Source organism: Aeromonas sp. 600774 (assembly GCF_049175075.1).
Taxonomy (GTDB): domain Bacteria; phylum Pseudomonadota; class Gammaproteobacteria; order Enterobacterales; family Aeromonadaceae; genus Aeromonas; species Aeromonas veronii_A.
The window spans coordinates 38,106-50,331 of record NZ_JAAKUJ010000015.1 but is presented as its reverse complement, the minus strand read 5'-3'; the positions used below and the strand labels follow the sequence as shown (position 1 = coordinate 50,331).

Genomic DNA, 12,226 nt, shown 5'->3' with positions numbered 1-12,226 from the left:
GTTCATGAAAATTTCAAACAAGTTGCTGCTCAGCTTCGGTTTTATCAACCTGCTGATCCTGCTCTCCTCCACGCTGGTCTATTACCGGCTGACCCAGATCAATCAGGCCCAACACACCCTGCTGGAGCAGGCGCTGCCCGCCCTGCAGCGGGATGAGGCGAGTCAGAAGGCGCTGGTTGCCACCGTTTCTGCCTTGCGTGGCTATCTTATCCTCGGCAAGGATCCGGTTCAGGCTTCTCGCCTCAAGCAGGAGTGGGACTCGGCCTGGCAGGCGATTGCCCATCAGACGTTCAGTCAGGCGCTCGCCAAGTCTCTCGAGACCTTCAAAAGCCATCAGGAGAAAGTGTGGACCATCGCCCAGAGTGAAGAGAATCTGCCCGCTCACACCCTGATGCTGCAGGAGGCTGGGCCACTGGCGGAGGCGGCGCTCGATCAGCTGCAATCCTTTGCCAATGAGGAGGTCGCAACCCCGCAGGAGCAGCTCACAGGGGATCGCCGCATGCTGCTCAAACAGGTGGGGGATGCCTATAACAGCCTCGCCAACGCACTCTCTGCCCTGCGGGATTTTCTCATCTCCGGCGATCCCGAATACCGCAGCAAATATCAGGATTACTACCAGTTCCATCAGCAGCGGGTGGCTGAGGTGAAACAGCAAGCCGCGCTCTTTACCGAGACCCAGCGCGGCCTCTGGCAGCTGTTTGAAGAGATGGCGAGTCCCTTCTCCGAGCTGGTTGAGCAGGTGATCGAGAAGCGCCAGGCACCGGATTGGGATCAGGCCAATTACCTGATGGCCACCGACATCGAACCGATGCAGTCCAACCTCAGCGAGCAGCTGGTCCAGCAGGTGGGGAAAACCCGTGCCGAGGTGGATCAGATTTCGGCGCAAATGACTCGTGCCGGGAGTGCCATCAACCAGACACTGCTGTTGGCTACCGGCAGCGCCATTGTGCTTGGTATGGTAGTCGCCTGGCTCTTCAGTCGTCGTCTGACCCGTGACATTGCCAGCTTGGTGACCAGGGCAGGACAGGTTGCGGATGGCCGACTGGCGGCCGATCCCCTGCCCATCACGGGGCAGGATGAGTTGGGAGAATTGACTGGTTCCATCAACCGGATGTCTGCCCAGTTACATCATCTGGTCGGGGAGTTGCAGGGGGCAGTGGGGCAGGTCGAGGTGGCCTGTCTCGATGTGGGCAGCACCACCAGAGCCATAGTGGCGGATCTGACGGAGCAGGATCAGCGGGTCGATGCGGTGGCGGCGGCTATCGATCAGATGTCGGTCAGCGCCCGGGATGTGGCCGGCCATATCGCCGCCGCGGCAGGTGGCGCCCAGCAGGTGCAACACCAGACTCGTCAGGGAGAGGCCGCGCTGGCGCGGATGACCGACGCCATGCAGCAGATTGCGGCCATGATTGGGCAGGCCAACGAGGCCATGGGGCTGCTGGCACATCAGAGCGAACAAGTTGGGCAGATCACCGAGGTGATCGCCACGATAGCGGAGCAGACCAACTTGCTGGCCCTCAATGCGGCGATCGAGGCGGCGCGGGCAGGTGAGCAGGGACGCGGTTTTGCGGTGGTGGCCGACGAGGTGCGCCAGCTGGCGACCCGCACCCATCAATCCACCGCCGAGATCAGCCAGACTATTGTGGCCATCTCCCAGCAGACTCGCCAGACGGTGAGCACCGTCAGCAGCGGCACCCGGTTGGTAGAGCAAGGGCGGGATGCAGTCGGATTGGTGACCGATACCCTGAGTGCCATGAACCAGCTGGTGCGGTCGCTGTCGGGCCAGCTGGAGGCCATTTCGGTGGCAACCGAGCAGCAGTCGCGGGTGGCCGCCGAGGTATCCGGGACGGTCGACGACATTGCCGGGCTCAGTCGGCAATCCTGTCAGCGCAGTCAGCAGGGGGAGGAGATCGTAGCCAGACTGGCTGGCGATACCGGCAAGCTGAAGGCGGTCATCGCCCGCTTTGATCTTGATGCGTGAGATGGCGGGAGTATCCCGCCATTGCTATTGCCATGCACCGGGCCGTCTGGCCCGTGGGTTTAGTCCAGACGCCTGAAGGTGTGGTTGTCGAAGCTGCTGGTGGTCTCCCGGTTGAGCAGGCTGACCAGCAAAATCGCCCGTTTCTCTCCATCCGGCTCCATATAGATGGCTTCGAAGCCAGCAAGCGGCCCCTCTTCAATCAGCACCTTGTCGCCCGAGCAGGGCAGATTGGCGTAGCTGGCTCTTGCCTCGTCGCTGTCATCACGGCTCATCAGCTGATAGACCAGCTTGCTGCTGATGGGGGTCCATTCACTGCCAAAGTGGATGATCCGGCTGATGCCGCGGGTCGATTTCAGGGTGACCGGTGTCACCTCTTCCAAATCAACGAAGATAAACAGATAGTTGGGGAACATGGGTTCCCGTACCGGAACTCGCTTGCCCCGGCGCAGCTTCTCGATCTCCACCATGGGGTAATAGGATTCGATACCTTGGGCATCGAGGTGGGCGCGGGCGCGGGCCTCTTCTTTTGGCTTGCAGTAGGCCAGATACCATTTTTTCATGTTATGAGTATGTTCGTGTTGCCGTGCTCGCGGATATGATAGCGGCGCCAATAAAAAAGGCCACGCATTGCGTGGCCTTTTTTGCCGAGTGAGCAATTACCAACCTTTTACCAGGCCGCCTTTGAACAGCTCGAGACCTTTCTTGTAAACATCATCGGTCTGGAAAGCTTGTACGAACTGTTTGACCTTCTCGTCATCCTTGTTGTTGTCGCGGGCGACGATCAGGTTGACGTACGGGGACTCTTTGTCTTCAACAAACAGGCCGTTCTCGGTCGGGGTCAGACCAATCTGGCCGGCGAAGGTGTTGTTGATGATGGCCAAGTCTACGTCTTCCAGCGAGCGCGGCAGTTGGGCTGCTTCCAGTTCCACAATCTTGAAGTTGCGCGGGTTGCTGGCGATATCCAGCACGGTCGCTTCCAGACCGGCACCATCTTTCAGGGTGATCAGACCCTGTTTGGCCAGCAGGATCAGCGAGCGGCCCAGGTTGGTCGGATCGTTCGGCACCGCGACCTGGGCGCCATCTTTCAGCTCGCTCAGCGTCTTGATCTTCTTGGAGTAACCGGCAATCGGGTAGACGAAGGTGTTGCCAACCGGCACCAGCTTGAAGCCGCGATCACGTACCTGTGCATCCAGATAGGGTTTGTGCTGGAAAGCGTTGACGTCGATGCTGCCATCGTTCAGCGCCACGTTCGGGGTGACGTAGTCGGAGAAGTTGACCACCTCGACTGTCAGACCGTATTTCTCTTTGGCTACCTTGGCAGCCACTTCAACCAGTTCGGTCTCCGGGCCGGCAATAGCGCCCACTTTCAGAACCTTGCTCTCTTCTTTTTGACCGCAACCGGCCAGAACCAGACCAGCCAGCAGGGCAGCCGCAACGGATTTGATGCCAAATTTCATAAAACCTCCTGTCAGAAATCGACGATTAACGATGATCACATTTGTTGACCAGGCGCTCACCCGCGCTCTGGATAAGTTGAACCAGTACTACCAGGATAACCACGGTCACCAGCATGACGGTCGGGTCAAAGCGCTGATAACCATAACGAATACCCACATCCCCCAGACCACCGCCACCGATGGCCCCGGCCATGGCCGAGTAGTTCACCAGAGTGACGAGGGTAATGGTGACGCTGTTGAGGATGCCGGGCAGAGCCTCGGGCAGCAGCACCTTGGTGATTATTTGCAGCGGCTTGGCGCCCATCGCCTTGGCCGCTTCCAGCAGGCCGTCCGGCACTTCCATCAGGGCCCCTTCCACCAGACGGGCGATGAAAGGGATGCAGCCGACAGTCAGCGGCACGATGGCGGCGATGGTGCCGATACTGGTGCCGACAATCAGCCGGGTTAGCGGAATGATGGCGACCAGCAGGATAATAAAGGGCACCGAGCGACCCACGTTGACCACCATACCCAGAGTACGGTTGAGCAAGGGGTTGGCCAGGATCTGGCCCGCCTTGGTCACGTGCAGTGCCACGCCGAGCGGCAGACCCAGCAGACAGCCGAACAGAGCGGAGGCAAACACCATGATAAGGGTGTCGCCCAGGGCCGTGATGAGCAGGTTAATCATGGCTTCGGACATAACCCATTACCTCCAGCTGAATGTGGTTGTCGATGAGAAACTGCTGGGTCGCCTCGCACTGGGCTTCATCCCCGAACAGCTCGGCCAGCAGGAAACCGAATTTGACGCCACCGGCGTACTCGATGTCCGCGCTCAGAATGCTGATGTCGATATTGAAACGGCGGCTCGCCTCGGAAATCAGCGGCGTATCGACCGTGCTGCCGGTAAAGCCGAGCTTCACCAGCGGGTAGCTGCCCGGCACCCGCTCCGCACTCATCCGATCCTGATACTCCTGCGGTACCTCCAGATGGATGGTGGAGTGGATGAAGTCACGGGCCAGCTGGGTCTTGGCATTGCTGAAGAACCAGGCCACTTCGCCCTGTTCGATCAGGCGACCGTCGCTGATGATGGCCACTTCATCACAGATCCCCTTCACCACGTCCATCTCGTGGGTGATGAGCAGGATGGTGAGCCCCAGCTTGACGTTGATCTCCTTGAGCAGGGTCAGGATCGAGCGGGTGGTCTGCGGGTCGAGGGCCGAGGTGGCCTCGTCACAGAGCAGTACCTTGGGGGCTGGTGCCAGTGCGCGGGCAATGGCGACGCGCTGTTTCTGACCGCCGGAAAGCTCGGACGGATAGGCCTGGGCACGGGCTTCCAGCCCGACCAGCGCCAGCAGCTCGGCAACCCGTTGCTGGATCTTCTCTTTGCTCCAGCCTGCCAGCTCCAACGGAAAGGCGATGTTGGCGGAGACGGTGCGGGAGGCAAGCAGGTTGAAGTGCTGGAAAATCATCCCGATCTGGCGGCGAGCCTGGGTCAGATCCCGTTCGCTCAGGGCGACCAGATCCTGGCCATCAACGATGACTTGACCCTCTGTCGGGCGCTCCAGCAGGTTGACACAACGAATGAGGGTACTCTTGCCGGCACCGGAGGCACCGATCACCCCGAAAATTTTGCCTTGGGGTACATGCAGACTCACATCACGCAGGGCGTGCACGGCATCACTGCCTGTACCGTAGACTTTGTTGAGACCGATCAACTTAATCATGGATTCTTCCGTGCTAACAGCCTTAAAGCACAGGGCGCTACAGGCGGGAAAATTGGGCAGAGGTTCCACTGGGTTACTCTGTCATCATGGAGGATGATGCTAAGATGTCTGGATGGCCATGTCAACGCATGTTTTTACGTCTAGACGTCTAAAAAAGTGATAAGGATTTCTGTCAGGCGGATAACGATCAGAATGGTATTGTTGCTCATCCAGATCCTGTTTCGTCCCTGCGGCAGATAACCGAATTAAAGATGGTTTATGCCGGGTAAGGCTGGTTTTATTAGTGTGTTAGCCCGTTTCTGTTCACATCTGCTGTCTAGCTTAATGCTCCTCCATCGTTACACAAATTGCTGCACAAATCGTTCCCTATTCGTGACCGGATCACCTGATCGCCACTTTGTCGGTGTCAACCTTGATGCAGCGCAAGAGGGGCTCGGATAGGGATTGGGTCGGTGGCGCCGGTTTTTTATACTGATGTTGTCGACAAGCATGGAGGGCAGTGCGATGAGATTCCAACAGATCAAAGAGTTGCTGCACTATCTTGAGCAGGTTCATCACCAGCTCGGACTCTGTTACGGGCGTTTGACCAGTCAGGTGGACAGCGAACGCAGCCGGATGTTGCTGGTCTATCTGCAAGGGCGTGAGGATGCGGCTAGTGCCCATCTGCACGAATATGCCGCTCAACTGGGAGAGGCGGTCAGGGAAACCTGGCTGGAGCAGGGTTTTAGCGAGGATATGCTGCCTGCCATTACCGGTTGCGAGCTGCCAGCCTCGGCTCAAACCGGGGAGATCCTTGCGCTGGTTTGTCGCTGGGAGGAGCAGCTGGTCGGTGAGTTGGGTCATCTGGCTCGGGAGTGTCCGACGCCTGCTACTGCAACCATGCTCGACAATCTGGCTGCGTTGGAACAGACGCGCCTGCACCGTCTGGTGCATGGGGTGCATCGGCTTGATGATATGTAGGAAACCGGAAGGATTGGTACGCAGATAAAAAGAAGGGCTCGGCAGTAATGCCGGGCCCTTCTTTTATAGGAGGGTTATAAGGGACTGTGTTGCTGGGCAATCAGCCCTGATGCCGTTCGGCTGCGTAGAGAGCGGCTCCGATAATTCCTGCCTGATTGAGGCTGGCCGCTGGAATCAGCGGTGCCCGGGTCTCGATGCGATCGACAAATTTATCCAGCTTGGCGGCGCTGCCGCCCCCCAGAATGAAGAGGTCGGGGGAGAAGAGAAACTCGAGGCGGGCCAGATACTTGTTGAAGCGCTTGCCCCAGCGGTTCCAGGAGAGATCTTCCCGTTTGCGCACCGCATCGGAGCAGTAGTGCTCGGCGACCATTCCTTCCAGCATCAGGTGACCCAGCTCGGTGTTGGGCAGCAGATGGCCGTTGACGAAGATGGCGGTGCCGATACCGGTGCCGACCGTGATGAGGATGATGACCCCCTTGCGATCTTTACCTGCGCCAAAGCGCATCTCGGCCAGACCCGCTGCATCGGCATCGTTCAGCACATAGCAGGGTTTGCCGGTGACATCGGCAAACAGATGTTCGGCATCGGTCTCAATCCAGCTCTTGTCGATGTTGGCGGCACTCTTGGCAACCCCGTTGTGGATGGTGGCTGGAAAACCGCAGCCCACCGGCCCTTTCCAGTCGAAGTGTTCGACCAGTGCCTTGAGGGTATGGGCGATGGCGGCCGGGGTGGCCGGTTGCGGTGTGGCAATGCGATGACGCTCGCCGATCAGTTCGCCTGTTTCGGTGTCGACCAGGCAACCCTTGATCCCCGAGCCTCCAATATCCACTCCCAACATTTGCATCTGTAATGTCCTTTTAGTGTGCCGACCATGTTGTCTTGATCGCAGTGTTGATCACGACGGGTCGGCAGAGCATGAAAAAAGTGCTGCAATCCGGCAAGGGGCAGATCACTTATGCGTGATCCGGCAAACCTTTTTCGATGCAGCGGATCAGCAAACGGGTCTTCTTGTTCTCCTCATCCTGACGCAGTGCCAGAGTGGCCAGCGCCCATTCGATATGTTCGGCCACCATAGGCTCGGCGGTGGTCAGTCCCAGTTGCAGGGCGGCGATTACCTCGGGGGTCGCCGGGCCGTTGCCAAGGGCTACCGCCAGATTGCGGCGCCAGCGTTGATAGCCGATGCGGCGGATCGGGCTCCCCTCGGTCTGTTTGAGGAACTCGGCCTCGCTCCAGCACCACAGGTCCAGCAGGGGCGGGCGATGCAGGCTGGGGCGGGGGCTGAAATCGGGTTCCGGGCTGGCATCGGCATAGCGATTCCAGGGGCAGATAAGCTGGCAGTCGTCACAGCCATAGATGCGGTTGCCCATCAAGGGCCTGAACTCTTCCGGAATAGGGCCATCGTTCTCGATGGTGAGATAGGAGATGCAGCGGCGGCCATCTACCACATAGGGGGCGACAATGGCGCCGGTCGGGCAGATGTTGATGCAGGCGACGCACTTGCCACACAGCTCCTTCTCCACTGGCTGGTCGAGCGGCAGCGGCAGGTTGATCAACAGCTCACCGAGAAAGAAGAAGGAGCCAGCCGATTCGTTGAGCAGCAGTGAGTGTTTGCCAACCCAGCCGAGGCCCGCCTTGGCCGCCAGTGGCCGCTCGAGGATGGGGGCGGAGTCGACGAAGGGGCGCCACTCACCCAAGGTCTCTTCAGTGCCTTGAAACAGCTCGGCGCAGCGCGCTTCGATGCGATCACCCAGCTGTTTGAGCCGGTTGCGCAGCACCTTGTGGTAGTCGCGACCGAGAGCATAGCGGCTGATATAGCCGAGGGCCGGATCGCGCAGGGTGGCGGCAAAACCCGCCTCGAACGGCAGGTAGTTCATCCGCACCGACAACACCCGCACCGTGCCCGGCAGCAGCTCGTGGGGGCGCGCGCGCATCATGCCGTGGCGCGCCATGTAATCCATGCTGCCGTGATAGCCCGCATCCAGCCAGGCCTGCAATCTCGGCTCTTCGATACGCAGATCGGTGTCGGTGATGCCCGCCTGGTCAAAACCTAGCTCCCGTGCCCAGAGCTTGATATCGTGGGCCAGCTGGTGGAAGTCAGGTGCGCTCATGCGGCTTGGCCTGGCCGGTGTTTGCTGGCGTGGGTCGATTGATAAGAGGCGGGAGCCGTCATGGTAGAGATCATCAGGGGCGCGTTGGGCACAAAAGAGGGGAGCAGTTTACCACAGGGGTTGTGGCAGACTGAACAGATCCGCGCACTGGAGCGCAACTGGGCCGCGCGTGAGGGGCAACCTCTCTATGCCCTGATGGAGCGAGCCGGTGCCGCGCTGCGCACCTATGCCACCCTGCATTGGCCCGACAGTCGCTGCTGGTGGATTTTCGTCGGCCCCGGTAATAACGGCGGTGATGGCTATGTGCTGGCCCGCCTTGCCCGCCAGATTGGCATCGAGGTGGTGGTGATTGCCGCCAGAGCACCCGACCAGCTGAAGGGGGATGCCAGACGGGCCGCCGATGAGTGGCTGGCGGCCGGTGGCCGGGTCTGGCTGGCCGAGCAGTTTGATAAGGACCAGCACACCACCCCGGATCTGGTGGTCGATGCCCTGCTTGGCACCGGCGTCAACACGTCCCTCTCGCCACTACTGACAAAGATCGTCGCAACAATCAATGGCTTGGCTGTGCCCGTGCTGGCGGTGGATCTCCCCTCCGGCCTCAACGGCGATACCGGCCGTGCCATGGGGGCCGTGGTGCAGGCCACTCGCACCCTCACCTTTATCGGTATCAAGCAGGGAATGCTCACCGGCGACGGGGTGGATTGTGTCGGCCAGCTCGACTGTGATCCCCTAGGCGTGACGCCTGATGAAGCTATGCTGCCCGCCGCCTGGCGTATCGATTATCCGCAGCTCAGCACGCTGCTGACCCCGCGCCCGCGCGCTTCCCACAAGGGCTCTTATGGCAAGGTGCTGCTAGTGGGGGGCAATCGCGGCATGCAGGGGGCCATCGTGCTGGCGGCTCGCGCCTGCCTGCGGGCGGGGGCCGGGCTGGTGCGGGTGTGTCAGCATCCGGAACATTCGCCGGTCAGTCTTTATCAACCCGAACTAATGAGTCTTATCACCGCTGATGACGAGGGATGGGCGTCGGTGCGGGTCATTGGCCCCGGGCTCGGTCAGGATGATTGGGGAAGGGGGCAAATTGCCCGTTATCTCACCGATCGGTTGCCATTGGTTTTGGACGCCGATGGATTGAATTGGCTGGCGCAATCTCCCCGCCATCAGGATAATTGGGTGCTCACGCCCCATCCCGGCGAAGCAGCGCGCCTGCTGGGATGCTCCATTGCCGAGATTGAAACCGACCGGTTTGCCGCCGTGCAGGCACTGCAGCGGCGTTATGGCGGTGTGGTTTTGTTAAAAGGGGCGGGAACACTTATTTATGACGGCGAGCGGGTCGCTCTCTGTTGTGAAGGCAATCCCGGCATGGCAAGTGGCGGCATGGGCGATCTGTTATCTGGTATAATCGCCGCCCTTTTGGCCCAGGGCTGGTCTGCCACCATGGCAAGCTGGCTGGGCGCCGTGATCCACGGCGAGGCTGCAGATCAGGCCGCCGCTGACGGCGAGCGGGGCATGCTGGCGTCAGACTTGCTGCCGCTGATCCGCAAACTGGTTAATCCCGACACCATTACAAGTTAAAAAGAAGAACATGGCAAAACAGTTGATGATGACACTGCCGGACGAGGCAGCAACCGTGGCACTTGGTGGCCGTCTGGCACAGGCCTGCCAGCAGGCGACTACAGTGTTTTTGCATGGCACGCTTGGCGCCGGTAAAACCACCCTTACCCGCGGCTGGGTGCAGGGCCTTGGCCATCAGGGCAAGGTAAAAAGCCCGACTTACACCCTGGTCGAGCCCTACGAACTCGATGGCTGGCAGGTCTACCATTTCGATCTCTATCGCCTGGCTGATCCGGAAGAGCTGGAATTCATGGGCATTCGGGACTATTTTGCCGCCAATACTCTCTGTCTGGTGGAGTGGTCCGAGAAGGGCGAGGGCTGGTTACCGGCCCCAGACCTGGAAATTACCCTCACCTATGTAGGCGAGCAGCGCGAGGTTCTGATAGAGGCTCGCACTGCTATTGGCGAAGCCATTCTGGAACGGTTGTCATCTACGTGCGCTTGATCCTTGTTATTGCTCTCTCCTTGATGGCGCTCCCCTCCTGGGCAAATCAGCTCAAGAGTGTGCGAATCTGGCCATCACCGGATAATACCCGGGTGGTGCTCGATATGAGCAGTGCCCCCAACTACAACTACTTCACCCTGGCTGGCCCCGATAGATTGGTGATCGATCTGAAAGGGGCGAGCAACGCTGCCAATCTGGCCCGGGTCGAGAACAACAGCGAGCTGGTGCGCAAGATACGTGAGAGCACTCCGCTGGAGAAGGGTGGCCTGCGGCTGGTACTGGATCTCAGCTCCGCCATCACGCCGGTGGTCTTTCCGCTGGCACCAGCCGGGCCTTATGGTCACCGTCTGGTGATCGATCTACCTTATGAAGAGAAGCGGTCGGCTGCTGCGGTACAAGCCACACCAGTGGGTGGCAAGGGCAAGGGGGTGGTGATTGCCATCGACCCAGGCCACGGTGGGGAAGACCCGGGCTCCATCGGTCCACGTCGTACCTATGAGAAGCGAGTGACGCTGGCGGTCTCCCAGAAGCTGGCCGCGCTGATCGACCGCGAGCCGGGGATGCGCGCCGTGCTGACCCGTCGTGGCGACTATTTCGTCGACCTCAACAAGCGTTCCGAGATTGCCCGCAAGGCCAAGGCGGATCTGCTGGTGTCGGTCCATGCGGACAGCTTCCATAACTCCACTCCGCGTGGCGCCTCTGTCTGGGTCCTCTCGACCAACCGTGCCAACCGCGAGATGGGAAGCTGGCTGGAGAAGCAGGAGAAGCAGGGTGAGCTGCTGGGCGGGGTTGGCAAGGTATTGGCGGAATCCGATCCCAACCCCTATCTGGCGCAGACCTTCCTCGACCTCTCAATGGACAAGTCCCGTGCCGAAGGCTACGACGTCAGCCGTCAGATCCTGCGCTCGTTGGGCAAGGTTGCCCGACTGCACAAGAAGGCGCCGGAGCATGCCAGTCTGGCTGTGCTGAAGGCGCCGGATATTCCCTCGGTGCTGGTCGAAACCGGCTTTATCTCCAACCATGCGGAAGAGAAGCTGCTGGCCACCTCAAGCTATCAGGATCAGCTGGCCCGCGCCATTTTCGAGGGGATCCGCAACTATTACCGCGCCCACCCGACCAAGGGGGCCATGCTGACCGGCAAGGGACAGGCGAGCAGGCCTGCTGCGACCACTCGCTCTGCACCGGTAGCTTCGCAGCCGGTGAGCCAGCCCAAGCCGGTGCAGTCGCAGCCGGTGGTGACCAACAAGATGCCGGCTACAGTGCGTGACGGCGCTACTGCGACCGGTTCAGGTGCCGGTGTGATCAAGCCCTATTCTGAGGCTGCGCAAGATTCTGGTGCGCCGGTTAGCAATGTGGGCGACTATGACAAATCTCGGATGCTCCGCCATGTGGTCAAACGTGGCGAGAGTCTCTCTCGCCTTGCCGAGAAGCATGGAGTGAGTCAATCCACTTTGGTAGAGATCAACCAGCTGCGCAGCCGGGATATTCAGATTGGTCAGACCATCTATATTCCCCAGCAGGGGCAGAGCCGCGCTGCCGCCCCCGTTCGCAGTGATGACAAGTCGCAGATGATCCGCCATGTGGTCAAGCGGGGGGAGAGTCTCTCCCGCCTTGCCGAGAAGCATGGGGTGAGTCAGGCGCGACTGGTAGAGATCAACAAGCTCAAATCGCGGAATATTCAGGTAGGGCAGGTACTCTACATTCCGCAAAACTGACGCGCGGGAGCGGGTGATACTGCTCTCGCTGTTAGCCAATACCATCAGCAAGATTGAAATTCAGGAGCAAGTGATGCCGATCCGTATATTACCCCCTATCCTGGCCAACCAGATTCCGGTTGGTGGAGAGGTGGTGGAACGGCTCTCTATCCGCAAGATTGAAATTCAGGAGTAAGTGATGCCGATCCGTATATTGCCCCCTATCTTGGCCAACCAGATTCCGGTTGGTGGAGAGGTGGTGGAACG

At 59.9% G+C, this 12,226-nt stretch carries 12 protein-coding genes; 6 read left to right on the top strand and 6 right to left on the bottom strand.

Annotated elements, in window-relative coordinates; translation table 11 throughout:
- Positions 1-4 precede the first annotated feature (4 nt).
- Entirely contained in the window at positions 5-1,981 is a 1,977-nt protein-coding gene (locus G5171_RS16580) for a HAMP domain-containing methyl-accepting chemotaxis protein (protein WP_216980172.1), read from the top strand.
- 59 nt (positions 1,982-2,040) lie between these two features.
- Here G5171_RS16580 and rfaH read toward each other — a convergent pair whose 3' ends face one another.
- The 4 genes from rfaH to metN form a co-directional block, all read right to left on the bottom strand.
- Entirely contained in the window at positions 2,041-2,541 is a 501-nt protein-coding gene (gene rfaH, locus G5171_RS16575; protein WP_058057235.1) for a transcription/translation regulatory transformer protein RfaH, read from the bottom strand.
- A 96-nt stretch (positions 2,542-2,637) separates the two neighbouring features.
- Positions 2,638-3,438, bottom strand: a complete 801-nt coding sequence (gene metQ / locus G5171_RS16570; protein ID WP_421260441.1) for a methionine ABC transporter substrate-binding lipoprotein MetQ — start codon at positions 3,436-3,438, stop codon at positions 2,638-2,640.
- 25 nt (positions 3,439-3,463) lie between these two features.
- Positions 3,464-4,117, bottom strand: a complete 654-nt coding sequence (locus tag G5171_RS16565) for a methionine ABC transporter permease (RefSeq protein ID WP_005339070.1) — start codon at positions 4,115-4,117, stop codon at positions 3,464-3,466.
- Complete coding sequence (gene metN / locus G5171_RS16560) at positions 4,098-5,141, bottom strand: methionine ABC transporter ATP-binding protein MetN (RefSeq protein ID WP_181269932.1); 1,044 nt, start codon at positions 5,139-5,141, stop codon at positions 4,098-4,100. The genes G5171_RS16565 and metN overlap by 20 nt, the downstream gene beginning before the upstream one ends.
- A gap of 504 nt (positions 5,142-5,645) precedes the next feature.
- Here metN and G5171_RS16555 point away from each other — a divergent pair.
- Entirely contained in the window at positions 5,646-6,101 is a 456-nt protein-coding gene (locus G5171_RS16555; RefSeq protein WP_236348117.1) for a hypothetical protein, read from the top strand.
- 100 nt (positions 6,102-6,201) lie between these two features.
- On the opposite strand, the gene ppgK is transcribed toward G5171_RS16555, so the two are convergent.
- Both ppgK and queG read right to left on the bottom strand, forming a co-directional pair.
- A complete protein-coding gene (gene ppgK, locus G5171_RS16550; protein WP_421251363.1) occupies positions 6,202-6,945 on the bottom strand; it encodes a polyphosphate--glucose phosphotransferase in 744 nt (247 codons plus the stop codon).
- Between the two features lie 109 nt (positions 6,946-7,054).
- Positions 7,055-8,209 carry a tRNA epoxyqueuosine(34) reductase QueG gene (gene queG, locus G5171_RS16545; RefSeq protein WP_421260440.1) on the bottom strand — a complete coding sequence of 385 codons (1,155 nt, stop codon included), beginning with the start codon at positions 8,207-8,209 and terminating at the stop codon, positions 7,055-7,057.
- Between the two features lie 60 nt (positions 8,210-8,269).
- Between queG and G5171_RS16540 the strand changes: the two genes are divergently transcribed.
- The 4 genes from G5171_RS16540 to G5171_RS16525 are packed head-to-tail and all read left to right on the top strand — an operon-like array spanning position 8,270 to position 12,155.
- Positions 8,270-9,781: an NAD(P)H-hydrate dehydratase gene (locus G5171_RS16540; RefSeq protein ID WP_421260439.1), complete on the top strand. Its 1,512-nt coding sequence runs from the start codon at positions 8,270-8,272 to the stop codon at positions 9,779-9,781.
- 10 nt (positions 9,782-9,791) lie between these two features.
- Positions 9,792-10,265, top strand: coding sequence for a tRNA (adenosine(37)-N6)-threonylcarbamoyltransferase complex ATPase subunit type 1 TsaE (gene tsaE, locus G5171_RS16535; RefSeq protein ID WP_005339056.1), 474 nt, complete (start codon positions 9,792-9,794; stop codon positions 10,263-10,265).
- The gene (locus G5171_RS16530) at positions 10,256-11,980 is read left to right on the top strand and encodes an N-acetylmuramoyl-L-alanine amidase (RefSeq protein ID WP_421260438.1); all 1,725 of its coding nucleotides are present in this window, start codon (positions 10,256-10,258) and stop codon (positions 11,978-11,980) included. Before tsaE ends, G5171_RS16530 begins: the two co-directional genes overlap by 10 nt.
- A 13-nt stretch (positions 11,981-11,993) precedes the next feature.
- Positions 11,994-12,155 (top strand): hypothetical protein, encoded by a 162-nt coding sequence (locus G5171_RS16525; RefSeq protein ID WP_421260473.1) that lies wholly within the window; start codon positions 11,994-11,996, stop codon positions 12,153-12,155.
- Positions 12,156-12,226: the final 71 nt, after the last annotated feature.